This is a genomic window from Streptomyces sp. S186, from assembly GCF_051603415.1.
Taxonomy (GTDB): domain Bacteria; phylum Actinomycetota; class Actinomycetes; order Streptomycetales; family Streptomycetaceae; genus Streptomyces.
Genome location: NZ_CP193932.1, coordinates 6,484,881 through 6,507,883, shown reverse-complemented (window position 1 = coordinate 6,507,883; position 23,003 = coordinate 6,484,881). Strand labels below are relative to the sequence as shown.

General features: G+C 73.4%; 19 protein-coding genes. 9 read left to right on the top strand and 10 right to left on the bottom strand.

All coding sequences use genetic code 11. From position 1 onward, the window contains the following. Positions 1 to 11 precede the first annotated feature (11 nt). Positions 12 to 1,664 (bottom strand): class I adenylate-forming enzyme family protein, encoded by a 1,653-nt coding sequence (locus ACRAS8_RS28055; RefSeq protein ID WP_438488777.1) that lies wholly within the window; start codon positions 1,662 to 1,664, stop codon positions 12 to 14. Beyond that, complete coding sequence (locus ACRAS8_RS28050; protein WP_438488776.1) at positions 1,661 to 2,434, bottom strand: SDR family oxidoreductase; 774 nt, start codon at positions 2,432 to 2,434, stop codon at positions 1,661 to 1,663. Before ACRAS8_RS28050 ends, ACRAS8_RS28055 begins: the two co-directional genes overlap by 4 nt. Positions 2,435 to 2,638: 204 nt before the next feature. Between ACRAS8_RS28050 and ACRAS8_RS28045 the strand changes: the two genes are divergently transcribed. Next, positions 2,639 to 3,919 carry an exo-beta-N-acetylmuramidase NamZ family protein gene (locus tag ACRAS8_RS28045; RefSeq protein WP_438488775.1) on the top strand — a complete coding sequence of 427 codons (1,281 nt, stop codon included), beginning with the start codon at positions 2,639 to 2,641 and terminating at the stop codon, positions 3,917 to 3,919. 98 nt (positions 3,920 to 4,017) lie between these two features. Further along, positions 4,018 to 5,343 (top strand): MFS transporter, encoded by a 1,326-nt coding sequence (locus ACRAS8_RS28040; RefSeq protein ID WP_438488774.1) that lies wholly within the window; start codon positions 4,018 to 4,020, stop codon positions 5,341 to 5,343. A 36-nt stretch (positions 5,344 to 5,379) separates the two neighbouring features. Here ACRAS8_RS28040 and ACRAS8_RS28035 read toward each other — a convergent pair whose 3' ends face one another. Together ACRAS8_RS28035 and ACRAS8_RS28030 are read right to left on the bottom strand one after the other, a co-directional pair. Further along, positions 5,380 to 6,351: a LysR family transcriptional regulator gene (locus tag ACRAS8_RS28035; RefSeq protein WP_438490619.1), complete on the bottom strand. Its 972-nt coding sequence runs from the start codon at positions 6,349 to 6,351 to the stop codon at positions 5,380 to 5,382. A 303-nt stretch (positions 6,352 to 6,654) separates the two neighbouring features. Further along, positions 6,655 to 9,477, bottom strand: a complete 2,823-nt coding sequence (locus ACRAS8_RS28030) for a penicillin acylase family protein (RefSeq protein ID WP_438488773.1) — start codon at positions 9,475 to 9,477, stop codon at positions 6,655 to 6,657. A 262-nt stretch (positions 9,478 to 9,739) separates the two neighbouring features. On the opposite strand from ACRAS8_RS28030, the gene ACRAS8_RS28025 reads away from it, so the two are divergent. From ACRAS8_RS28025 to ACRAS8_RS28015, 3 genes are all read left to right on the top strand, one after another. Beyond that, positions 9,740 to 10,354, top strand: a complete 615-nt coding sequence (locus ACRAS8_RS28025) for a hypothetical protein (protein ID WP_438488772.1) — start codon at positions 9,740 to 9,742, stop codon at positions 10,352 to 10,354. Between the two features lie 79 nt (positions 10,355 to 10,433). Continuing rightward, positions 10,434 to 11,165 carry a 3-keto-5-aminohexanoate cleavage protein gene (locus ACRAS8_RS28020; RefSeq protein WP_438490618.1) on the top strand — a complete coding sequence of 244 codons (732 nt, stop codon included), beginning with the start codon at positions 10,434 to 10,436 and terminating at the stop codon, positions 11,163 to 11,165. Positions 11,166 to 11,451: 286 nt separating this feature from the next. Further along, entirely contained in the window at positions 11,452 to 12,894 is a 1,443-nt protein-coding gene (locus ACRAS8_RS28015; RefSeq protein WP_438488771.1) for an amidase, read from the top strand. Positions 12,895 to 13,126: 232 nt separating this feature from the next. On the opposite strand, the gene soxR is transcribed toward ACRAS8_RS28015, so the two are convergent. Beyond that, complete coding sequence (soxR, locus tag ACRAS8_RS28010; protein ID WP_438488770.1) at positions 13,127 to 13,690, bottom strand: redox-sensitive transcriptional activator SoxR; 564 nt, start codon at positions 13,688 to 13,690, stop codon at positions 13,127 to 13,129. A gap of 140 nt (positions 13,691 to 13,830) precedes the next feature. On the opposite strand from soxR, the gene ACRAS8_RS28005 reads away from it, so the two are divergent. After that, complete coding sequence (locus ACRAS8_RS28005; RefSeq protein ID WP_438488769.1) at positions 13,831 to 14,292, top strand: MaoC family dehydratase; 462 nt, start codon at positions 13,831 to 13,833, stop codon at positions 14,290 to 14,292. 64 nt (positions 14,293 to 14,356) lie between these two features. On the opposite strand, the gene ACRAS8_RS28000 is transcribed toward ACRAS8_RS28005, so the two are convergent. Further along, positions 14,357 to 14,980: a TetR/AcrR family transcriptional regulator gene (locus ACRAS8_RS28000; RefSeq protein ID WP_438488768.1), complete on the bottom strand. Its 624-nt coding sequence runs from the start codon at positions 14,978 to 14,980 to the stop codon at positions 14,357 to 14,359. Positions 14,981 to 15,177: 197 nt separating this feature from the next. Next, a complete protein-coding gene (locus ACRAS8_RS27995; protein WP_438488767.1) occupies positions 15,178 to 16,335 on the bottom strand; it encodes an acyl-CoA dehydrogenase family protein in 1,158 nt (385 codons plus the stop codon). A 132-nt stretch (positions 16,336 to 16,467) separates the two neighbouring features. On the opposite strand from ACRAS8_RS27995, the gene ACRAS8_RS27990 reads away from it, so the two are divergent. Beyond that, on the top strand, positions 16,468 to 17,097 hold the full coding sequence (locus ACRAS8_RS27990) for a TetR/AcrR family transcriptional regulator (RefSeq protein ID WP_438488766.1): 630 nt from the start codon (positions 16,468 to 16,470) through the stop codon (positions 17,095 to 17,097). A gap of 142 nt (positions 17,098 to 17,239) precedes the next feature. Here ACRAS8_RS27990 and ACRAS8_RS27985 read toward each other — a convergent pair whose 3' ends face one another. The 3 genes from ACRAS8_RS27985 to ACRAS8_RS27975 all read right to left on the bottom strand — a co-directional run bounded on the left by ACRAS8_RS27985 (position 17,240) and on the right by ACRAS8_RS27975 (position 20,626). Further along, positions 17,240 to 18,340 carry a Zn-dependent alcohol dehydrogenase gene (locus ACRAS8_RS27985; protein WP_438488765.1) on the bottom strand — a complete coding sequence of 367 codons (1,101 nt, stop codon included), beginning with the start codon at positions 18,338 to 18,340 and terminating at the stop codon, positions 17,240 to 17,242. 80 nt (positions 18,341 to 18,420) lie between these two features. Then, on the bottom strand, positions 18,421 to 19,815 hold the full coding sequence (locus ACRAS8_RS27980; RefSeq protein WP_438488764.1) for an aldehyde dehydrogenase family protein: 1,395 nt from the start codon (positions 19,813 to 19,815) through the stop codon (positions 18,421 to 18,423). A 34-nt stretch (positions 19,816 to 19,849) separates the two neighbouring features. Next, positions 19,850 to 20,626 (bottom strand): TetR/AcrR family transcriptional regulator, encoded by a 777-nt coding sequence (locus ACRAS8_RS27975; protein ID WP_438488763.1) that lies wholly within the window; start codon positions 20,624 to 20,626, stop codon positions 19,850 to 19,852. 255 nt (positions 20,627 to 20,881) lie between these two features. On the opposite strand from ACRAS8_RS27975, the gene hmgA reads away from it, so the two are divergent. Both hmgA and ACRAS8_RS27965 read left to right on the top strand, forming a co-directional pair. Next, a complete protein-coding gene (gene hmgA / locus ACRAS8_RS27970; protein WP_438488762.1) occupies positions 20,882 to 22,207 on the top strand; it encodes a homogentisate 1,2-dioxygenase in 1,326 nt (441 codons plus the stop codon). A gap of 34 nt (positions 22,208 to 22,241) precedes the next feature. Continuing rightward, a complete protein-coding gene (locus ACRAS8_RS27965) occupies positions 22,242 to 22,991 on the top strand; it encodes a GntR family transcriptional regulator (RefSeq protein WP_438488761.1) in 750 nt (249 codons plus the stop codon). The last annotated feature ends 12 nt before the right edge of the window (positions 22,992 to 23,003 follow it).

Here is a 23,003-nt window from a genome sequence, read left to right as displayed (position 1 = left end):
CCTGCGCTCCTTCATGCGCGCCGGCGCAGCTCCCGTCGAAGGATCTTGCCACTCGCGGTCTTGGGAAGCTCCGGCAGGATCTCCACCACCCGCGGATATTTGTACGCGGCGAGCCGCTCCTTGCAGTAGGCGGCCAGCTCGGCGGGGTCAGGGGACGCGCCGGGGCGCAGGCTGACGTACGCCTTGACGGTCTCGCCGCGGTAGGGGTCGGGCACGCCGACGACGGCCGCCTCGCGCACGGCGGGGTGGGCGTAGAGGACGTCCTCGACCTCGCGCGGCCAGACCTTGAAACCCGACGCGTTGATCATGTCCTTCTTGCGGTCGACGACGTACAGCCAGCCGTCGCGGTCCATGAACCCGATGTCGCCGGTGCGCAGTTCGCCGTCCGGGATGGCCTCTGCGGTGGCGTCCGGGCGGCGCCAGTAGCCGGGCACGACCTGCGGGCCGCGGACCGCGATCTCGCCCTGTTCGCCGAACGGCAGGTCATGGCCGGCTTCGTCGATGATCCGCACGACGGTCTGCGGGTCGGGGACGCCGACCGCGAGGGTGCCGGAGACCTTGTCGACCGGCGCCTCCTTGCCGGGCGGGACGGTGGCGCAGGGCGCGGTGCACTCGGTCAGGCCGTAGCCGTTGTGGAGGTGCGGGCCGAAGGCGGTGCGGAACTTCTCGACGAGGGCCGGCGGCAGCGGGGCGCCGCCGGAGCTCATGGTCCGGAAGGAGGTGAAGTACCCGGGGGTGACGTCCGGGTGGGCCATCAGCGCCATGTAGGCGGTGGACGGGCCGACGGTGAAGGCCGGGCGGTGTTCCAGGAAGGCGTCCAGGACGGTGCCGGCCTCGAAGCGGTGGGCCAGCGCCAGGGTGCCCGTGTTGGCGAGGCAGGCGGCCAGTTCGCAGACCATGCCGGTGATGTGGAAGAGCGGGGCGAGCGCGAAGTAGGTGGCGCCGTCGGGGAGTTCGAGGCCGGTGCGCATCCGTTCGGCGTTGTAGCTGATGTTGCCGTGGGTGTTGGTGGCGCCCTTGGGGGTGCCGCTGGTGCCGGAGGTGTAGCTGATGAGCGCGATGTCGTCGGCGGCCGGTTCGGGGGCGGCGGGGGCCGGTCCGCCGGTCCGGGCGGCGGTGAGCAGGTCGTCGGCGCCGCCCTGGGGGCCGGCCGGTTCGCCGCGCAGGACGCGGGGGTCGTCGCGGGTCTGGAGTCCGCGTTCGTCGGCGGTGAACGCGATCCGGACGGAGGGCGCGTCGGCGGCGGTGGCGCGCAGGAAGCCGGCCCAGGTGTGGTCCGCGCAGAGGACGGCGGTGACCTCGGCGTCGTCGAGGATGTGCCGGGTCTCCGCCGCCTTGTACATGGGGTTGACGGGGACGACCACGCCGCCGGCCTTCCAGACGGCGAGCGCCGCGAGCACGAAGTGCGGGGTGTTCTGGAGCATGACCACGGCGCGGTCGCCGGGCCGGAGGCCGCGGGCGGCGAGGTGGCCGGCGAGGCCGTCGGAAAGCGCGTCGGTCTCGGCGTAGGAGATCCGGCCATCGAAGTAGGCGAGCGCGGTGCGGTCGGGGGCGCGGCGGGCCGCGGCGCGGAAGGCATGCAGCGGGGAGGGCGGCGGCTGGACGGGGGCGCGCTGGGCGTCGGTGAGCAGGGCCAGCCACGGCTTGTCCTGATAGGCGGTCACCGGGCCTCCCCCTCCCGTGCCTCCAGCTTCTGCTGGAGGTGGTTCATCCCGGTCAGCCAGCGGTCCGGGGCGGTGGCGCGGGCGGTGTAGTGGCCGGCCGTCTCCGGGTGCGGCAGGACCAGGAAGCGGCCCGCGTCCATGGCGGCGAAGAGCGCGTCGGCGACCGCGTCCGGTTCGATGGCGGTCGGGGCCAGGACGAGGTCGCCGGCGGCGCCGGTGGCGGCGAGCATGTCGGTGCGCACGCCCTGCGGGCAGATGGCGTGCACCTCGATGCCGCGGTGGCGGTAGGTCAGCGACAGCCACTCGGCGAAGGCGAGGGCGCCGTGCTTGGTGACGCTGTAGGGGGCCGCGGCGATCATGGTGAGCAGGCCGGCCGCGGAGACCGTGGAGACGAAGCGGCCGCTGCCGCGCGCCAGCCACTCCGGCACCAGTTCGCGCGCCGCCCGCACATGGGCCATCACGTTGACATCCCAGGCCAGCGCCCAGTCGTCCTCGGGTGCCTCGGGGCCGCCGCCGGTGCCGACGCCGGCGTTGGCGCAGAAGACGTCGATGGCGCCGCCGAGCACCTCGCGGGCCGGGCCGACGATGCCGGAGGCGTCGCCGGGGACGGCGACCGCCCCGATCTCCTCCGCGGTCCTGCGCGCCTTGGCCTCGTCCAGGTCGTTGACCACGACCCGGGCGCCCTCGGCGGCGAACCGGCGGGCGAGTGCGGCGCCGATCCCTCCGCCCGCTCCGGTTACGACAACGGCCTTGTCCCGTACGGCTGCCACGCGGTGTCTCCCTCGGTCGTCGCCCTGGTTTGCGTCCGCGCACCGGTCACGCCGGCGCACCGGCAGGGGCAGACTAACCAGTCGGTATGTCTCGGCGGAAGCCTCTGTTTTCCGTCACGGCCGGGCGCGTTCCGTACCCGCCCCGACCGCGTTAGCGTGCACACGACACTCATCGGGTCGACCACCGCTCACGGAGGTGTGCGCATGGCTCTGTCGAGACGTGTTCTGCTGGGGCAGCTGGCGGCGACCGGGGCGGCCGCGGCGGCGGTCACCGCGGGCCCGGCCCCCGCCCAGGCCGCGCCGGGCACCGGCACCCGGCGCCGGGTGCGCACCGGCTTCGACCGCCTGGCCGCCGACGGCTACCAACTCCTGGACGGGCAGCGGGTGGGCATCGTCACCAACCCCACCGGCGTCACCACCGCGCGGCGGGCGGTCCGGCACATCGTGGACGTGATGCACGCCGACCCCCGGGTCCGGCTCACCGCGATCTTCGGCCCGGAGCACGGCTTCCGGGGCACCGCCCAGGCCGGCGGCTCCGAGGGCCGCTACGACGACCCGGCCACCGGCCTGCCCGTCTACGACACCTACGACAAGAGCGGCCGCGAACTGGCCGGCATCTTCACCGCCTCCGGGGTGGACACCGTCGTCTTCGACATCCAGGACGTCGGCGCCCGCTTCTACACCTACATCTGGACGCTCTACGACTGCATGGTGGCGGCCGTCCTGGCGGGCAAGCGGTTCGTGGTGCTCGACCGCCCCAACCCGGTGACCGGCCGCGCCGCGGCCGGCCCCGTCCTGGACCGGCGGTTCGCCTCCTTCGTCGGCCGGGAGCCGATCGCCCAGGCACACGGCATGACGGTGGTGGAACTGGCGCTGCTCTTCAACGACGTCTTCGTGCCGCGGGCCGCCGGACGGCCGGTGGCGCTGGAGACCGTCGCCATGACCGGCTGGCGCCGCGGCGACTTCTTCGACGCCACCGGCCTCCCCTGGGTGCCCCCCAGCCCCAACATGCCCACCGCCGACACCGCCCTGGTCTACTCCGGCACCTGCCTCTTCGAGGGCACCAACCTCTCCGAGGGCCGCGGCACCACCCGCCCCTTCGAACTCCTCGGCGCCGAGGGCCTGGACCACCGCTGGGCCGACGCCGCCACCGAACTGGGCCTGCCCGGCGTCCACTTCCGCGAGGCGTACTTCGCCCCCACCTTCTCCAAGTTCCAGGGAAAGACGATCGGCGGGCTTCAACTCCACGTCCACGACCGCACCGTCTTCGACCCGATCCGCACCGGCCTCGGCCTCCTGCTCACCGCCAGACGCCTCTGGAAGGGCTTCGCCTGGCTCCCCGACCACTTCGACCACCTGACCGGCACCGACACCGTCCGCACCCTGATCGACGCGGGCGCCGGCCTCGACGAGATCACCGAGTCCTGGCAGGACGGGCTGAGACGCTTCCGGGCGGTGCGGGAGCGGTATCTGCGATACCGGTGAGCGCAGGCCACGGGTGGGTCGTGCCCGACATCTCACCATCCAAGATGGACCAATTCACCTATTGACTGCCGTCTGCATCGACCGTGAGAGTGCGGCTCGTGCACAGTGACGCGACATCAGCGAGACCGGCGGACGCACCGGTCGAGAAGGCGACCGGTGGGGAGAGTCTGCGGCGGGTTGCCGTGGCCTCGTTCATCGGGACGGCCATCGAGTTCTACGACTTCTACATCTACGGCACGGCCGCGGCGCTGGTGCTGAACAAGGCGTTCTTTCCGACGCTCGACCCGGTCAACGCCACCCTCGCCTCGTTCTCCACCTACGCGGTGGCGTTCGCCGCGCGGCCGCTCGGGTCGCTGGTGTTCGGGCACTTCGGCGACCGGGTCGGGCGCAAGTCGGTGCTGGTCGCCTCGCTGTTGCTGATGGGGCTGTCGACGGCGTGCGTCGGGCTGCTGCCCGGCTACGGGACGTGGGGGATCTGGGCTCCGCTGGTGCTGATCCTGCTGCGGTTCCTCCAGGGCATCGGGCTGGGCGGCGAGTGGGGCGGGGCGGCGCTGCTGGCCGTCGAGCACGCGCCGCGCGCCCGGCGCGGGCTGTACGCCGCGTTCCCCCAACTGGGGCCGTCCGTGGGGTTCTTCGCGGCGACCGGGGTGTTCTGGCTGCTGTCCGAGGCGATGAGCGACGCGGCGTTCCGCTCGTGGGGCTGGCGGGTGCCGTTCCTGCTGTCGTTCCTGCTGGTCGGGGTGGGGCTGTTCGTCCGGCTGAAGATCAGCGAGACGCCGGTCTTCGCGAAGGTGCGGGACGCGCAGGAGGCCGGCCGGGTGCCGGCCGTGGACGTCCTGCGGCGGCATCCACGGGAGTTGCTGCTGGGCGCCGGCGGGATGATCGTCGCGTACGGACTGTTCTACACCGCCACCACCTACTGCCTCGCGTACGCCACCGGCACCCTGGGTGTCTCCCGTACCACCATGCTCGGGCTCTCGTTGGTCGCCTGCCTGTTCCTGGCGGCGGGCACCTGGCTGGCCGCGACCCGTTCCGACGGCATCGGGCGCCGGAAGCTGGTACTGGGCGGCGCGGGGCTCGCCGTGGTGTGGGGACCGGCACTCTTCCCGCTGCTGGACACCCGGCAGCCGGTGCTGATCGCGCTGGGCGTCGGCGGCGCGCTGTTCTGCATGGGCGTGATCTACGGCCCGATGGGCGCCTATCTGCCGGAGCTGTTCGGGACCACCGTCCGCTACTCGGGCGCCTCGCTCGCCTACAACCTGGGCGGGGTGCTGGGCGGGGCGGTCGCGCCGCTGTTCGCCACCCGGCTGCAGGCGGCGTTCGGCTCCGCGTCGGTGGGCTGGTACGTGAGCGCGATGGCGCTGGTGTCGCTGGGGTGCGTACTGGCGCTGCCGGAGACCCGGGAGCGGGAACTCCTGGGCTGAGCGGCGGCCCCCGGGGCGGCGGGCCGGAGGGGGCGGTCAGGGCCGGAGCCACCAGCGTTCGCTCTCCCAGGAGAGCGCCTCCCAGAGGCGGTTGAGCGGGTGCTCAGGACCGTAGGAGCCCCGCTCGCCGCGCCGGGTGAAGACGCCGACGAGGACCTCCGTCCGGGGGCCGACGTCCCCGGCGACCTCCAGGGTGCGCAGCCCCTCGGCCTCCGGGAGGTGGCCGTCCGACGCGGCCTCCCCCAGGCCCCGGGTGACCGGCATCGCGCCGCTGACCACGCCCGAGCGGAGCAGCTCGAAACCGTAGTGCGCGGCCTCTATCTCGGCGGCGACGGTCAGCTTCTGGCGGTAGTCGGTGCCGTACCAGGCGGTCAGGAAGCGGTCGATGAGCCCGCCGGTGGAGAGCACCAGCGGCAGCCGCGGCAGTTCGCCGGCCGGGAACGGGCCGGCGGGCAGCCGCTCCGGCGGCAGGTTCGTCAGCAGGGACAGCCCGCTGCGCCGCCACTCCATCACCTCGTACGGGGCGAGTTGGGCGGCCTCCTCGCCCTCGGTGACCACGACGCTGCCGCAGACCAGGTCCAGTTCCTGGGAGCGGAGCCTGGTGAAGAGGTCGGCGGTGCGGACGTGGGTGATCTTCAGGTCGACGCCCTCGCGGTCGAAGTCCGCGCTGACGTACTCCACGGCGTCCAGGAGGAAGCCGAGGGTGTAGCGGGTGGTGCCCACGGAGAGGGTGCGGCCGAGCCGGCGGCGGGCGTCGTGGACGCCGGCGGACCACTCGCCGAGGGTGCGCCGGGCCAGTTCGACCAGGGCCTCGCCGGTGGCGGTGAACAGCGCGTCGCGGCCCCGGCCCTGCTTGAGCACCAACTCCTCGCCGCAGAGCGCCGCGAAGGTGCGGTTCATGGTGTCGAGCTGCTTCTGCACGCTGGACTGCTCGCGGCCCAGCCGGCGGGCCGCGCCCAGCGCGGTGCCCGCCTCGTGCACCGTGATCAGCGTCCGCAGCTGGTCCATCGTGGTGTCGAGCAGCTCCGCCGGAAACTGCCGCGACCCCGGGTTCTGCCGCGCCCCCGAGTTCTGCTGCACACCTGGGTTCTGCTGCGGACCTGTCTCGGTCATGCGCCCCTACTCGCTTTTCCTTCCCCCGAATTTCCTTCCCCCGAATTCAGGAAGGAGCAGCATAGCCGTACCGGAATTCCCGGTGGCGCCGGTGTTCACGGTGGTGGCGGGGCCGGGGGAAACGCAGCCGGGCCCTGGGATGTTGGCACCCCAGGACCCGGCTTCGTTCCGTTCATGTCGTTTCGCGCCGCCGCCTGTCTACCTGTGGGCGGGGAACTCCACCACCTGCTGGTAGGTGGGGCGGTTCTGCCAGCTCATCTTGTCGTGGGTCAGGCCGCCCACGGCGCGGTGGACGATGGCGTCCGCGCACCACTGGTCGCCGGCCTTGCAGTTGTCGTCGCCCGGGTAGACCTGCTCGGCGGTGCGGGCGTCGGCCTGCCGCAGGGTGGCCAGGAGGGTGTCGCGGCAGGCGGCGAGGTCGCCGTTGCCGCAGTAGCGTGCGGCGAGCGGCCCCTGGACGCGGTCGCCGAGCACCGCGCGCAGGTCCTTGTCGGCATAGCTCCACCAGCCGTACTGGAAGGCCGATCCGGCGTGCGCTCCGGTGGGACCGTGGCCGGCCGACGGGGACTCGTCGATGGCGAGGTTGGCGTTCAGCGCATCGTAGAGGCCGGCGCCGAGGCCGGGCCGGAAGACGTCCCTGACCATCAGCGGCCACCACGCGTCCATCAGCCGGACCGCGTCGGCGTGGGCGTAGGTGTGCGCGCCGGGGGTGGTCTCGCGGCGCTGGGCGCCGTCCTTGCGCCAGGCGTCCAGCCGCTGCACCGCGGTGCGCAGCGCCGGGTCGGTGACCGGCTTGCTGTCCAGGACACGCAGCAGCCGCGGCAGGACGTCCTCGCCGCGCAGGTCGGTGAGGGCGGCGTCGGCCATTGCCCGGGTGAGGGCGGCCCGGGTGACCCCGCCCTCCTTGGTGAGGGCGCGCACCCGGTCGTCGAGGAGGTTGGCGCGGTGCACCGGGCCGTTGCCGAAGCCGGCCGAGTCGTAGTCCTTGGCCTGCTTGTTGTTCCAGGAGACGTAGTAGTCCTGGTCGACGGAGTGCGGGTGCTGGGCGGGCGGGGTGTAGGCGGCGGTGTTGGTGGCCGGGTCGAAGTCCCGCCACTCGTAGGCCGGTTCGGCCCGGACGGGCAGCGCGGCGTCGACGTCGGGGTTGCGGACGGGGTTGAGTCCGCTGTTGTAGTACGCGATGTCGCGGGAGTCGGCATAGAACCAGTTGAAGGCGTAGCCGATGTGCCGGGCGGCCTGCTGGAAGCTCCGGGCGTCGTGGACGTACGACGGGTCGTTGAACATCTGGAAGCCGATGATGGAGTCGGCCTCGTGGCGGTAGGTGGAGCGCAGCGCCGTGTAGGCGACGGGTTTGCCGCCGACGGTGGCGCGGTGGGTGACGATGCCGTACCGGGTGCGGAAGACCTGCATCCGGTAGGAGCCGGCCGCGGTGGGGTCGGCGATGGTGGGCTTCCAGGAGTTGGTGCGCTCCAGCTTCTCCATCGGCAGGCACCGGCCGTGGTAGCGGTAGGAGGCGGAGTCCCTGGTGGGCGCGGAGCCGTCCGGGTTGCACAGGTCGACGGCGTAGGTGTCGGTGATGTCCTGGCCGGCGGAGGTGGCGCTCCAGGCGTAGTCCTGGCCGCGGCCGAGCTGGACGTACATCCCGACGCCGGCGAACGAGGCGCCGCGGGCGCTGATGCCGGGGCCCTGGATCTCCTGGAGCATCAGCAGTTGAGGCGCGAAGTAGCCGGTCTGCGGGCCGAAGACGGCGACCGGGTGGCCGCTCGCGGTGTGCTTGCCGGAGACCAGCAGGGCGTTGGACATCCCCCGGTGCTGCGTCGGGTCGAAGCTCCCCTTGGGCAGCACGCCGTCCTTGAAGAGGCCCTCCAGCTTGCGGTACTTCCCGGGGGCCCGGACCGGATCGCGGGGCGGGGTGGCGCTCTTGGAGGCGGCGGCGCCGGTGCGGTCGAAGACCAGCGGTTCGGGGGTGACCGAGCCGCGGTCGGGCAGCGCGGTGCCCCTGGCTCTGGCGGGCTTGCCGGCGTAGGGGAAACTCTGGCCGTCGTGCAGGGTCTTGACCGCCTCGGGGTCGTTCCGCTCGCGGAAGGACTCCCAGACCCTGGTGCCCTTCTCCGGGCCGTACTTCTGCTGGGCGGAGAGCAGCGCGAGGGCGGACGGGACCTCTCCGCCGCCGCCGTTGCCGAAGAGGCCGCCGACGACGGAGGCCAGGGCTATCAGGTCGGTGAGCTTGAACGGGGCGATCTCGCCCTTGTTGGTGATCGCGTCGATATGGCCGGTGAGGACGTACTCACCGGGGAAGTAGCGCCCGTTCTTCGACTGCTCCCGATAGGCGTTGATGCCGTCCACGTATGCCTGGGCGTCCGCCATGGCCTGTTTGCCGCGGGCGCCGTTGTTGTCGCGGATGGCGTCGACCTGCGCCTGGAGGTCGGCCTCGGTGTACGGGGCGGAGGGCCAGAACTGCTGCTCCAGGCCCTGGTTGGCGGGGGCGCCGCCGGCGAACGAGGTCAGCTCACCGCGTCCGATGTGCCGGAAGAGGTCCATCAGCCACAGCCGGTCCTGGCCCGCGGCGTAGCCGGCGCCGTACTCGGTGCCGTAGCGGGTGGTGCCCTTGATGTGCGGGACGCCGGTCTTCCTGTCGCGGGTGATGGTGACGTCGGTGCGGGGCCTGGTGACCGAGCCGACCTGGTCCTGGGGGACGCCGAAGGAGGCGTCGTTGAAGAAGTCGGTGAGGGTGTCGTCGGTGAGCGAACGGTAGCCGCCGGCCAGGGCGTTGTAGGGCGCGATCTGGTCGGTGGAGTGCGCCGGGTGGGTGCCGAACAGTTTGTTGCCGAGGATCTGCATCAGGGTCGCGTTGCCCGTCGCGCCGGGCGGCAGGATGTCCGCGCACTGGCCCTGGCAGTAGTCGTCGGCGTCGTGCGGCGCAGTCGCGGCCGCGGTGGGGGGCGGTGCCAAGAACGTGGCACCCAGGGCGAACAGGGCAGCCGCCGCGGCGGCCCTGAGCCTTCCGGTACGTCGTTGCATTCCTGCTCCTCGGAGGGGCCCCTGCTCTTCCGGAGCGCGGGGAGGGTGCGCCGGACGTTACCGTCGGTTACTCGTGACGGGAAGATGAACAACAGTCACCTTTTTGAATTTCCCACAGCGGGAAGGCGGTTGGGTGCGCCGGGCGGCAGGACACCGCGTCACATCGCCACCCAAAACCGCAAAAGAATTCGATGGATCCAGGTGGCAGGCGCCCACGTCCATTCCCTGTCCAATCGGGATCCTCCTCGGAGGTGGAAGCACCATGGCCGGTTTCAGAGCCCTCGCAGAACAGGTCCGCGATCCGCGACTCGTCACCGTTCGGCGGCGTACCGCGCTGCGCAAGTGCCTGGAGCGCTTCGCTCCATACGGGCACCGCGCGACCTGGCACCATCTGTGCACCCGGGCCGGATTCGCCACCCACGACCGCGAACCCGACCCGGCGCGGCTGGTGGCCGCGCTGGCCGAGCTGGAGGAGGCACGTGCCCTCTGGCTCGCCTACGAGGAGGAGTTCGCCGCCCGGCGCCGCCGCGAGAAGCACCACGGCATCCGCCAGCCCGGCACCCTCGACGAGTGGCACCGCCGCACCTGGGGCGGCTACGACATCGTGCCCTGCGTCTCCGCGCAGCGGCACCCGGCGGCCCGCCTCTCCGAGGTGCTGCGCCGCATGATCGCGGCGATGGAGGCGGGACGCCCGCGCCGCGACTGCCCGGTCTGCGGCGGCACCCGCTTCGCGTGGGTCCCCGGCCCGGGCGGCTGCCCGGCGCCCGGGCCGGCCTGCCGGGAGTGCGGAGTGCTCGCCCCGGCGTCCGCGCTGACCCCGGAGGCGCTGCACACGGCCGCCGGGGTGCCCGGCGCGAAAACCTTCGCAGCCGCCTGAGCCCCTTCCGCGCGGCGCCTCGCACCCCGCACAGGGCGGACTGTCGGACCCGTCTGTCATCATCGGAACCATGCTTCAGATGCTTCAGGTGTGTCTCAACGGCGCTCGGACGGCGGCCGATTCGGGTGTGGTGCCGCTGTCGCCGGCCGCGCTCGCGGAGTCGGCGCGGCAGGCGGTCGCGGCCGGTGCCCAGGACGTCCACGTCCACCCCAAGACCCCGTGCGGGCAGGACTCCCTCTCGCCCAACGTGGTCGGTCCGGCCCTGACGGCTATTCGGGAGGCGGTGGACGTGCCGGTGGGCGTGACGACCGGCGCCTGGGCCGAGCCCGACCCCGCGCGCCGGGCCGAGCAGATCGCGTCGTGGACGGTGCTCCCCGATCACGCCTCGGTCAACTGGCACGAGGACGGCGCCGACACCGTCGCCGCCGCGCTGCTGGCCCGCGGCGTCGGCGTCGAGGCGGGCATCTGGGCCGGGACGGCCGCCGCCGCCCGCTTCGCCGCCTCCCCGCTGGCGCCACGGGTGCTGCGGGTGCTGGCCGAGGTCATCGACGACACCGACCCGCGCACCGCGCCGGCCACCGCCCGCGCGCTGCTTGCCGAGCTGGCGCGTATCCCGCACGGCCGCCCGGTGCTGCTGCACGGCTACGACGGCGGCGCCTGGCCGGTGCTGCGGCTGGCCGGGGAGCTGGGGCTGGCCAGCCGCATAGGCATCGAGGACACGTTGGCGCTGGCCGATGGGTCACCGGCGGTTGGGAACGCCCAACTGGTGGCGTGTGCCGTGGCGTTGGGGGGTGGGGGGTCCGGCGCCTGAGGCGTGCGGGGCGCCGCGCGGCGGCGCGGGCGGGCCCGTGGCCCCGCGGTGCCGGGCGGTCGGCGCGGGGGACGCCGTCCACACCCCGCCTCCCCGTGGCCGCCACCCGGCCTCGCGGCGCCCGCCTCACCCCTCACGGCCCTTTACGAGCCATCCCGCAGAGCCGTGCCGCAAACTGAAACAAATGCTGTCAGGCTGATCACCGGCGGACCCGCGCCCCGGCGCCGGCCCGTCCCGCCCGCACGGCACCCGGGCCGCGCGGGCCCCGACGAGAGGGTGGACGTCCATGGCCGAACTACACGACCTGACCGCGCTCGAACAGGCCGAGGAGATCCGGACCGGGGAGCTCTCCCCCGTCGAGCTCACCGAGCACTACCTCACGCGGATCGAGCGGCTGGACGACACCCTGGGCGCCTTCCTCACCCGTACCCCGGAGATCGCCCGCAAGCAGGCCGCGGAGGCCGAGAGCGAGGCCGTCGCCGCCCGCCGCCAGGGCAGCGCGCTGCCGCCGCTGCACGGCGTCCCGGTGCCCGTGAAGGACCTCAGCCAGGTCGCCGGGGTGCGCTGCACGATGGGTTCGGCCGCGCTGGCCGACTACGTCCCGGAGATCGACGACCACATCACCGCCGCGCTGCGCCGGGCCGGCACGATCCTGCTGGGCAAGACCAACACCCCCGAGTTCGGACTGCCCTGCTACACCGAGAACGCCCTCGCCCCGCCCGCCCGCACCCCCTGGGACCTGGAGCGCTCGGCGGGCGGCTCCAGCGGCGGGGCGGCCGCGGCGGTGGCCGGCGGGCTGGCACCGGTCGCGCAGGGCAGCGACGGCGGCGGTTCGATCCGCATCCCGGCGTCGGCCTGCGGGCTCTACGGCATCAAGCCCAGCCGCGGCCGGGTCAGCGACGGCCCCCTGCTGCACGACGTGACGGGCCTGAGCACCTCCGGCCCGCTGGCCCGTACGGTCGCCGACGCGGCCGCGCTGCTGGACGTGATGGCCGGCACCCTGCCCGGCGACCCGTATGCCGCGCCCTCCCTGCCGCCCGGCGAGACCTTCGCCGGCCAGGTCCGCCGGGACCCCGGCCGGCTGCGGATCGCGGTGCTCGACCAGGCGCCGCTCCCGGACGTCGAGGTGCACCCCGACTGCCGCACCGCGGTCGCGGAGACCGCCGCACTGCTCGGCGAACTCGGCCACCACGCCGAAGAGTTGACCTTCCCCGTCGACGACCGGATCCTGCACGCCTTCACCCGGGCCTGGTCGGTGATGGCCGCCATCCGCCCCGTCCCGCCGGAGGGCGAGGAGCTGCTGATGCCGCTCACCCGCTATCTGCGGGCCCGCGGCCGCGAGGTCCCCGGCACCGACCTCGCCACCTCCCTCTACGCCTTCCGGGCCCTCGCCCAGACCGTCGCCGACGACCTCATGCCGCCCGGCACCGGCTATGACGTGATCCTCTCCCCCACCCTGGCCGCGCCGCCGCACCCGGTCGGCGCGCTGCGCGACGACGACGATCCGCAGGCGGAGTTCGCCGCGGTCGGCCGTTTCACGCCGTTCACCGCCTTGTCCAACATCACCGGGCAGCCCGCGGTCAGCGTCCCGCTGCACTGGAACGCCGAGGGGCTGCCGATCGGCGTGATGCTGGCCGGCCGCTATGGCGACGAGGCCACGCTGATCGCGCTGTCGGCGCAGTTGGAGGCGGCGCGGCCTTGGGCGCATCGTAAGCCGATGATGTGGTGACGGCCTCCCACGTTGTCGGCTGTCCCGCCGTGAGGGGTTCGTCTTTGCGCCTTCGGCGCATCGCCGGTCCGCTGCGCGGGGCTGTTCGGCCGCGGTGACGGGCCTCCGGGGCAGGGGTGTGCCGGACTGCTTCGCTTTACGTCCGGCACACCCCTGCCCCTCCGACCCGTCCCCTCCCGTTGGAGGTCATGAAGACGGTGGGTGGGGGCTGGTGTACGTGGGCTGCTGACCGTCAGGGCTCCTGGTGCTGCTCCGGTTTCCCGGGCGTGCAGGTGGGGGTGTCCGGGGCGCAGGTCGCGGTGGCGGCCTTCGGCACGCGGGGCGGCGGGTTCTCGGTGCGGCGGTCCACCCGTAGTCGGCGGGCGCCGGGGCCCTGTTCGCCGAGGTTGTCGTAGGGGTTGGACAGCGCGCAGGTCTGGAGCGAGAGGCAGCCGCAGCCGATGCAGTCGGTGAGCCGGTCGCGCAGCTCGACGAGCTGGCTGATCCGCTCGTCGAGTTCGGTGCGCCAGACCTCGGAGAGCCGGGCCCAGTCCTCGCGGTTGGGGGTGCGCTCGTCCGGCAGCTCCGCCAGGGCGTCGCGGATCACCGCGAGCGGGATCCCGACCCGTTGCGCGGCCCGGATGAACGCGACCCGGCGCAGTGTCTCGCGAGTGTAGCGGCGCTGATTGCCGGCCGTCCGGGTGCTGCTGATCAGTCCCTTGGACTCGTAGAAGTGCAGCGCGGAGACGGCCGCGCCGCTGCGCGCGGAGAGCTGGCCGACGGAGAGCTCATGGACCTTGAACGGAAGCTGAGGCACGCCGTCAACCCTACGGCCTGCCCGGGGATCCGCCGGGGCGGCCGACGGCCGGGCCGTTGACAGCGTGCGCCCGCCCTCGCATGCTGAGCGAGCAGACACTGAGCAAGCGCTTAGTAGCACGGCTGAGGAGGCGGACGAGGATGGCAGAGCCCCGGGTGTTCGGGTCGGTCGAGGAACTGCGGGCGGCGGTCGGCGAGGAGCTGGGCCCCAGTGACTGGCTGGAGATCGACCAGAAGCGGATCGATCTGTTCGCGGAGGCCACCGGCGACCACCAGTGGATCCATGTCGACCAGGAGAAGGCCGCGGCCGGCCCCTTCGGCACGACCATCGCCCACGGGTATCTGACCCTGTCGCTGCTGCCCGTCCTGGTCCCGCAGCTGCTGCGGGTGGACAACGTGAAGATGGGCATCAACTACGGCACCAACAAGGTGCGTTTCCCGGCCACCGTCCCGGTCGGCTCGCGAGTGCGGGCCCGGGCCCGGATCGCGGAGGTGGCCGAGGTGACCGGCGGGGTACAGCTCACCACGGTGGTCACGGTCGCGCGGGAGGGCGAGGAGAAGCCGGTGTGCGTGGCGGAGTCGGTCAGCCGGTTCTATCTGTAGCAGCCCGTTCCATCTGTAGCAGCCGGTTCCACCGGTAGCCGGGGCGGCGGCCGCAGGGCCTGGCCTAGGTGGCGCCGCCGACCATCCGTAGGACGAGGTCGGCGTAGAGGGTGCCGACCTCGTCGGGCGTGCGCGGGCCCTCGGCGGAGAACCAGCGGGCGACGTCCACGCACAGCGACAGCACGGCCAGGGTGGTGCCGGGGACGTCGTCCACGGCGAACTCCCCGCTGTCCGCGCCGTCCTGGATGATCTGCCGGAGCATACGGTCGGTGCGGCGGCGCAGCGCGGCGATCTCGGCGTAGTGGTCCGCGCCGAGGGCCTGCAGTTCGTACTGGATGACCCGGGCGGTGGTGTGGTGCTCGGCGTGCCAGCGGGCGAAGGTGCGTACCGCGTCGCGGAGCCGGTCGGTGGCGCTGCCCGGGGCCTCGGCGGCGGCGCCCATGATGCGCAGGGCCTTCTCGTGGCCGATGCCGCTGATGCGGTAGAGCAGCTCCTCCTTGGTCTTGTAGTGGATGTAGAGCGCGGCAGGGCTCATGCCGGCGCGGCCGGCGATGTCACGGGTGGTGGTGGCGTGGTAGCCGCGCTCGGCGAACGCCTGGACGGCCGCGCTGACCAGCCGCCGCGCGGCGTCCGGGGTCACGTCGGACCACTCGCCGCTCTCCTCCGCCGCCCGCTCGGCCGCACCCATCGCCTCTCCCCGCTCTCGCTCCGCACGCTCCGCCAGGGGCCCTTCCTCTGCCGGATCGAACACCATACCGTGCTGCTGAGCAAGCGCTTAGGGGTCGCCTGGCGGCTGCCCGGGAGCGGGCGATGGGCGGGCTGGCTGCCGGCGGCCGACGGGCCGGTCAGAAGTCGGATACGTCGATCAGAACGCGGCGACGCCGGTCAGAAGGCGGAGACGCCGGTCAGGGCGCGGCCGATGAGGAGCTTCTGGATCTGGCTGGTGCCCTCGTAGAGGGTCATCACGCGGGCGTCGCGCAGCAGCTTGCCGACCGGGTACTCGTCGATGTAGCCGTAGCCGCCGAAGACCTGGAGGGCGTTGCTCGCGGCACGGACCGCGGCCTCGGAGGCGAAGAGCTTCGCCTTGGACGCCTCGGTGGCGAACGGCTCGCCGCGGTCGATCAGATCGGCCACCCTCCAGGTCAGCAGCCGCGCCGCGTCCACGTCCACCGCGATGTCGCTGAGCAGCTCCTGGACGAGCTGGCGCCCGGCGATCGGGGCGCCGAACTGCTCACGCTGCCCGGCGTATCCGAGCGCGGCGTCCAGCGCGGCCTGGGCGATGCCGACGCAGCCGGCGGCGACCGACATCCGGCCCTTGGCCAGCGCGGACATCGCGACCGAGAAGCCCTTGCCCTCGGGGCCCAGCAGGGCGCCGGCGGGCACCCGCACGCCCTCCAGGACGAGTTCGGCCGTCGCCTGGCCGCGCAGCCCGAGCTTGCCGTGGATCGGGCGACGGGTCAGGCCCGGGGTGTCGGTGGGTATCAGGAAGGCGCTGATGCCCTTGTGGCCGGGGGCGCCGCCGGTCCGGGCGAAGAGCAGGACGAGGTCGGCCCGGGTGCCGTTGGTGATGAACATCTTGGCGCCGTCGATGATCCAGTCGCCGCGCGCGCCGTCGCGGACCGCCCGGGTGGTCAGTGACGCGGCGTCCGAGCCGGTGCCGGGCTCGGTCAGGCCGAAGCAGCCGAGCGCCTCGCCGGAGGTCAGCCGGGGCAGCCAGGCGCGCTTCTGCTCCTCGTCGCCCCAGGCCGCGAGGGTCTTGGCGACCAGTCCGAGGGAGACCGAGACGATGCCGCGGACCGAGGAGTCGCCGCGGCCCAACTCCTCGGTGACCAGCACATAGGAGAGGTGGTCGCCGCCGGAGCCGCCGTACTCCTCGGGGATGGTCAGCCCCAGGAAGCCCAGGTCGCCGAGTTTCCGGACGATGCCCGGGTCGACCTCCTCGGCGCGGTCCCAGGCGGTGGCGTGCGGGACGATCTCGCGGTCGGTGAAGCCCGCGGCGAGCCGGCGTACGGCGGTCTGCTCGGGCGTGAGCTCCAGGTTCATCTCGGGCCCCTTGTCGGCGGGAACGGGAGGTGCGGCGACATGGATCAGCGTTGACGAGCGGCATCAAGCGGCATCAAGCCGGCATTAATTAGCGGTGCTAGTTTTTGCGGAGCAGCCCCTACTATGTGCGGCATGGCCCGACCCCGCAAGCCCCTGCTGAGCCGCGAGCGCATCGTCACCACCGCGCTGGCACTGGTCGACGCGGAGGGGCTGGCAGCGCTCTCCACCCGGCGGCTGGCGGCGGAACTGGGCGTCAGCGGCCCCTCCCTCTACAACCACTTCACGACCAAGGACGAGATCCTGGACGCGGTGGCCGACACCGTCATCGCCCAGGTCGACGTCTCTGTCCTGGCGACCGGCACCGACTGGCGGGCCGGCCTGCTCGCCTGGGCCCGCTCCTACCGCGCGGCGCTCGCCGCCCACCCGCACATCGTCCCGTTCCTCGCGCAGGGCCCCGGCCGCCGGCCCGCCGGGCTGAAGATGGCCGACGCGGCCTTCGGCGGCATGGTGGCGGCGGGCTGGCCGCCCGCGCTGGCCACCAGGGTCTGTGCGATGGTGCGGTACTTCGTCGCGGGCTCGGCGCTCGGCTCGTTCGCCCGCGGCTTCGTGGACGACCCGAGCGCGTACGACCCCGCCGACTACCCGCACCTCGGCCAGGCGCACCTGCTCGCCGAGCACCAACGCCAGGTGGACGAGGGCGCGTTCGAGGACGGACTGCGGGCCTTGGTGGACGGGCTGGCGCTCCAGCATCCGGAAAGGTGAAGCGCGGCTGTTTCCGCGCGGGCGACGCTTCTCGCGAACTACCTTGCGTGTTCCGGCCGTTACGGGAACGGCCGGCAGTGGAGGGGCTCCTTCGTGGCCGCCGTCAAGGGCGGAGTGGTGGCCTAGTACGGGCCAGGACGGCCTAGAAGACCACCAGGGCCCGGCCGCCCTTGCCGGCGAGCATCGCGTCGAACGCGGCCGGGATGCCGTCCAGTCCGATCCGGTCGGTGACCAGTGCGGAGAGGTCGAGCGCGCCGGAGCGGACGTGTTCGGCGATCAGCGGGAGGTCGCGGGCCGGGTCGCTGTTGCCGTAGACGCAGCCGGAGAGCGTGCGGCCGAAGTAGAAGAGTTCCAGGGCGGAGAAGACGACCTGCTGGTCCTTGCCGCCGATGCCCACCACCGTCGTCCGGCCGCCGCGGCGGGTGGCGGACCAGGCCGCGCGGATGGTCTCCGCGCGGCCCACGCACTCCACCGCGACATCGGCGCCGACGCCGCCGGTGAGCGCCCGGACCCGCTTGGCGCCGTCCTTCTCGAAGAACGCCGGGCCGTCGGCGACCAGGAAGTCGGTGGCGCCGGCGGCGCGGGCCAGTTCCTCCTTCGCCGGTGAGACGTCCACCGCCACGATCGGGCCCGCCCCGGCGATCCGCGCCGCCTGAAGCGTCGCCAGGCCCACCCCGCCGACGCCGACGACCAGCACCGACTCCCCCGCCCGGACCCGGGCGCTGTGGTGGACGGCGCCCCAGCCGGTGAGCACCGCGCAGCCGAGCAGGGCCGCGTCGGCCAGCGGGATCCCGTCCGGCAGCGGCAGCGCGGCGCGCGCGGGCACCACGGTCTCCTCGGCGAACGCGGCGGTGCCCAGGCCGGGGTAGAGCGCGCTGCCGTCGGCGCCGAGGGTGGCGTACGGGGCGCCGGCGGCCCGCCCGGCGTCGGCGCACAGCCAGGGCTCGGCCAGTCCGCAGAAGTGGCAGTCGCCGCAGGACGGCGCCCAGTTGAGGACCACCCGGTCGCCGGGCGCCACCCCGGTCACGTCCGGCCCCACGGCGGTGACGGTGCCGGCGCCCTCGTGGCCGAGCACGGCCGGGGCCGGCTGGCGCAGCGTCCCGTTGGACAGCGAGAGGTCGGAGTGGCAGACGCCGGCGGCGGCGAGCCTGATCCGGACCTGTCCGGGGCCGGGCTCGGGCAGCTCGATCTCGGTGACCTGGAGCGGGGCGTTGACGGCGGGCAGGACGGCGGCGCGGACCACGGGATCTCCTGGGGGCGTTGGTGGCGGGGCGGGCGGATGTACGGACGGGCGTCCCGTACGGGCTCGGCGCGGGAACGGGCTCAGAACTGGAGGGACTTGGTCTGGAGGTACTCCCTCAGGCCGTGCGGCCCCAGTTCCCGGCCGATCCCGGACCGCTTGTACCCGCCGAAGGGGGCGAGCGGGTTGAAGCGGCCGCCGTTGATGTCGACCTGGCCGGTTTCCAGCCGGCGGGCGAAGGCCACCGCCTCGGCGTCGTCGCCGGCCCAGACCGCGCCGGCCAGGCCGTAGACGGTGCCGTTGGCGATCCGCACGGCGTCGTCCTCGTCCTCGTAGCGCAGCACCGTCAGGACCGGGCCGAAGATCTCCTCCTGGGCGAGGGTCATCTCCGGGGTGACGTCGGCGAAGACGGTGGGGTGGACGTAGAAGCCGGGGCCCTCGGGCGGACGCGGGCCGCCGGCAACGGGCCGGGCACCCTCGGCGACGCCGCGTTCCAGATAGCCGACCACCCGGTCCCGCTGGCGGGCGCTGACCAGCGGGCCGAGCCGCTCGCCGGGGACGTACTTGGCGGCCGCGGCGGCGGCCAGTGCGACGGCCTCGTCGTACTGGTCCCGGTGCACCAGCATCCGGGTCCAGGCGCTGCAGGTCTGGCCGGAGTTGGCCATGACGTTGGCGACGCCGACCGCGACCGCCCGGCCGAGGTCCGCGCTCGGCAGGATGACGTTGGCGGACTTGCCGCCCAGTTCCAGGGCCACCCGCTTGACCGCGCCGCCGGCGAGCGCGCCGACGGTCCGGCCCACCGCGGTCGAGCCGGTGAAGGAGACCAGGTCGACGCCGTCGTGCTCGGCCAGCGCCCGGCCCGCGACCGGGCCGAGCCCGGTGACGACGTTCACGGCGCCGGCGGGTATCCCGGCGGCCCCGACGCACTCGGCGAACAGCCGGGCCACCAGCGGGGTGTCCTCGGCGGGCTTGAGGACGACGGTGCAGCCGGCCGCCAGCGCCGGGGCCACCTTGGCGACGATCTGGTGCAGCGGGTAGTTCCACGGGGTGATCGCGCCCACCACGCCGACCGGTTCGTGCAGCACGGTGGAGTTGCCGAGGGTCTCCTCGAAGGCGTGGGTGCGGGCGAGTTCGGCGTACGAGCCGCAGACCGCGACCGGCACCCCGGCGTGCACGGCCCGGCTGAAGGCGAGCGGCGCGCCGAGTTCGGCGGTGACGGTCTGTGCGATCTCCTCGGTCCGGGCGACGAGTTGGTCGCGCAGGGCGGCGATCAGGTCGGCGCGCCGGGCGGGCGGGGTGGCGACCCAGCCGGGCAGGGCGGCGCGGGCGGCCCGGACCGCGGCGTCCACGTCCTCGGCGGAGCCGGCCGGGACGGTGCCGATGACCTGCTCGTCGGCCGGGTTGACGACCTCGATCGTGCCGCTGCCCGCGGCGGGCCGCCAGCGTCCGCCGATGTACATCGTGTCGTGGTGCTGCACGCGGTGGTCCTCCCTGGCCGGTGATGGTGGCACCTTAGGGGTGCCCCGGGGCACTTCCCAGGGTGCCTCCGGTCAAACTAGCGCCGGTAGTTTCGTTGCCGTCGGCAGACCTGGCAGAGGCGTCTGCCCCGGTCGCAACGCCCGCACCGTCCAGATCGCGCGCCAGGTAGGCCCGGAGCAGCTCCTTGGTCTCCGTGACGATCTCCGGATCGCCCTCGGGGTCGGTGCGGAAGGCGAGCTGGAGCAGCGCGTCGGCGGTCTCCACGCCGACCAGGAAGACGGTGCGCAGCCGGTCGTCGGCGGGGTCCAGACCGAGCCGCCCGGCGAGCAGCCGCAGCAGCCGGTCGGCGACCTCGTGGTTGGCCTGCCGGGACTCGCGCGGGGCCGGCACGGTGAACTCCACCAGGGCGAAGCCGGGCACCGTCCGCTTCATGGCCAGGTATTCGTCGATCACCACGTCCATCGCTGCGCGCCAGCCCGGCGGCTGCCCGGGGGCGGCCAGCCGGGCGCTGATCCGGTCCGCGTAGGCGTCGAGGTTGCGGTGGGCGAGCGCCTCGGCCATGGCGCGTTTGTTGGGGAAGAAGCGGTAGACGGAACCGATCGGGACACCGGCGCGGCCGGCCACCGCGCGGGTGCTCAGGTCCTCGTAGCCGGTCTCGTCGAGCAGTTCGGCGCAGGCGTCGAGGATCCGGGCCAGGCGCTGGGCGCTGCGCCGCTGGACGGGCGCCCGGCGGAGCGGGGACGGCGCGGGGGCGGCGGGCTGTGGGACGGGGGCGGACCGCGGGGCGGGCGGGGGCGTCGAAGGCTGCACGAGGTCATCTTGCCCGTCGTACGGGCCGGGGATCGCCGGGCGGGGCGATCCGGCCACCTCGGCCGGGCTCCGGCGCGTTCCCGACGTGGCTCGAACAGGGACGTGGCGCGAACAGGCCCCAACAGGGCGGCATCCCGTCGTTGACGCGCCCTCCACGCAATCCTAAGGTCTTGCATAGGATTCCGGGCCGGTCCCGGATCCCGTGGTGCCTTGGATTCCGTGGACGTCTGGTTCCGTGAGCGGCGGGAGCGTGTGATGACAGGTACGGCCAACGAGCAGGCGAGGAAGGCGGCCGAGGGCCTCGCGTACTCCTCCGGCTTCGGCAACGAGCACAGTTCGGAGGCGGTCCCCGGCGCGCTGCCGGTGGGCCGCAACTCCCCCCAGCGGGCCCCCCTCGGGCTCTACGCCGAGCAGCTCAGCGGCTCGGCGTTCACCGAGCCGCGCCGCCACAACCGCCGGTCCTGGCTCTACCGCATCCGGCCGTCGGCCGCGCACCCGCCGTTCGCCCGCGCCAACCGCGGCGAGATCCGCTCCGCGCCGTTCACCGAGTGCCTGCCCGACCCCAACCGCCTGCGCTGGGACCCGCTGCCGGAGCCGGCCGACCCGACGGACTTCGTCGACGGCCTGTGGACGCTGGGCGGCAACGGCGACGCCACCCAGCGCACGGGCATGGCGGTGCACCTTTACCACGTCAACACCTCCATGGAACGGCGGGTGTTCGGCGACTCCGACGGCGAGCTGCTGATCGTGCCGGAGCGCGGCGGGCTGCTGCTGCGCACCGAGTTCGGGCTGCTGCGGGCCGAGCCGGGCCAGGTGGCGCTGATCCCGCGCGGGGTCCGCTTCCGGGTCGAGCTGCTGGACGCCACCGCGCGCGGCTATGTCTGCGAGAACTACGGCCGCCCCTTCGAGCTCCCCGACCTCGGCCCGATCGGCGCCAACGGGCTGGCCAACGCCCGGGACTTCCTCGCTCCGACCGCCGCCTACGAGGACGTCGAGGAGCCGGTCGAGGTGGTCAACAAGTTCTGCGGCCACCTCTGGACCGCGACCTACGACCACTCGCCGCTGGACGTGGTCGCCTGGCACGGCAACCACGTCCCGTACGTCTACGACCTGCGCCGTTTCAACGTCATCGGCTCGATCAGCTACGACCACCCGGACCCGTCGATCTTCACGGTGCTGACCTCGCCGAGCGACACCCCGGGGCTGGCGGGCGTCGACTTCGTCGTCTTCGCCCCGCGCTGGCTGGTCGGCGAGGACACCTTCCGGCCGCCGTACTTCCACCGCAACGTGATGAGCGAGTACATGGGCCTCATCGAGGGCGCCTACGACGCCAAGGCGCAGGGCTTCGTCCCGGGCGGCGGCTCGCTGCACAACATGATGTCGGCGCACGGCCCGGACCGGGAGACCTTCGAGCGGGCCAGTGCCGCGGAGCTGGTCCCGCAGAAGGTCGACGACGGGCTGGCCTTCATGTTCGAGACCCGCTGGCCGCTGACCCTCACCGAGCAGGCCCGGAACGCCGACCACCTCCAGCGCGGCTACGACGGCGTGTGGCAGGGTCTCCAGCGCCACTTCCGCCCGTAACACCGGGACCCGCACCGCAGACCGGGGAACGCCCTTGACCACCTTCGCTCCCGACTCGCTCGCCCTGAACCGCAAGTTGCCGCTGTGGTACCAGGTCTCGCAGTCCCTGCGCGCCTCCATACTCGGCCGCTCCCCGGAGGCGCCGCTGCGGCTGCCGACGGAGGAAGCACTCGCGGCGCACTACGGCGTCAGCGTGCTGACGATGCGTCAGGCACTCAAGGAGCTGGAGGAGGAGGGGCTGATCAGCCGGCACCGGCGCCGGGGCACCTTCATCGAGCCGCATGCGCGGCGCGGTGCGCCGGTGCGGCTGCTCGGGTCGGTGGACGCGATCGTGGCCCAGCAGTCCGGGATGCGCACCGTCCTGCTGGAGCACGGACCGGTACCGGTTCCCTCCGAACTGTCCGAGTATTTCCCGGACATGGCGGAGGTGGCCGGTTTCCGGCGGCTGCGCAGCGACGAGGAGACCGGGGAGCCGACCAACCACGCGCGCAACTACGTCCGCCCCGACGTCGCCGCCCGGATCGACCTCGCGGAGCTGGAGCGTTGGCCGATGACGAAGGTGCTGCGGGACGCGGTGGGCCTGCGGATCGGCCGGATCACCGACACCGTCGAGGCGCGACTGGCCGACCCGGAGACCGCGCGGCTGCTGCGGGTGCCACTGCTCAGCCCGATCCTGCACTACACCGGCGTCACCTACGACGAGTCCGGCCGGGTGCTGGACGTCGCCCTGATCCACTACCGGGGCGACCGCTTCTCGTTCACGGTGACGCTGGACGCTCACTGATCCGCGGCACGG

Excerpts from the sequence above, each read along its gene's own strand:
- ACRAS8_RS28025 (WP_438488772.1), top strand. The coding sequence starts at position 9,740 with ATGGCCGGTTTCAGAGCCCTCGCAGAACAGGTCCGCGATCCGCGACTC.
- ACRAS8_RS28030 (WP_438488773.1), bottom strand. The coding sequence starts at position 9,477 with ATGCAACGACGTACCGGAAGGCTCAGGGCCGCCGCGGCGGCTGCCCTG.
- hmgA (WP_438488762.1), top strand. The coding sequence starts at position 20,882 with ATGACAGGTACGGCCAACGAGCAGGCGAGGAAGGCGGCCGAGGGCCTC.
- ACRAS8_RS27995 (WP_438488767.1), bottom strand. The coding sequence starts at position 16,335 with ATGAACCTGGAGCTCACGCCCGAGCAGACCGCCGTACGCCGGCTCGCC.
- ACRAS8_RS28000 (WP_438488768.1), bottom strand. The coding sequence starts at position 14,980 with ATGGGTGCGGCCGAGCGGGCGGCGGAGGAGAGCGGCGAGTGGTCCGAC.
- ACRAS8_RS28035 (WP_438490619.1), bottom strand. The coding sequence starts at position 6,351 with ATGGACCAGCTGCGGACGCTGATCACGGTGCACGAGGCGGGCACCGCG.
- ACRAS8_RS27990 (WP_438488766.1), top strand. The coding sequence starts at position 16,468 with ATGGCCCGACCCCGCAAGCCCCTGCTGAGCCGCGAGCGCATCGTCACC.
- ACRAS8_RS28015 (WP_438488771.1), top strand. The coding sequence starts at position 11,452 with ATGGCCGAACTACACGACCTGACCGCGCTCGAACAGGCCGAGGAGATC.
- ACRAS8_RS28020 (WP_438490618.1), top strand. The coding sequence starts at position 10,434 with ATGCTTCAGGTGTGTCTCAACGGCGCTCGGACGGCGGCCGATTCGGGT.
- ACRAS8_RS28045 (WP_438488775.1), top strand. The coding sequence starts at position 2,639 with ATGGCTCTGTCGAGACGTGTTCTGCTGGGGCAGCTGGCGGCGACCGGG.
- ACRAS8_RS28005 (WP_438488769.1), top strand. The coding sequence starts at position 13,831 with ATGGCAGAGCCCCGGGTGTTCGGGTCGGTCGAGGAACTGCGGGCGGCG.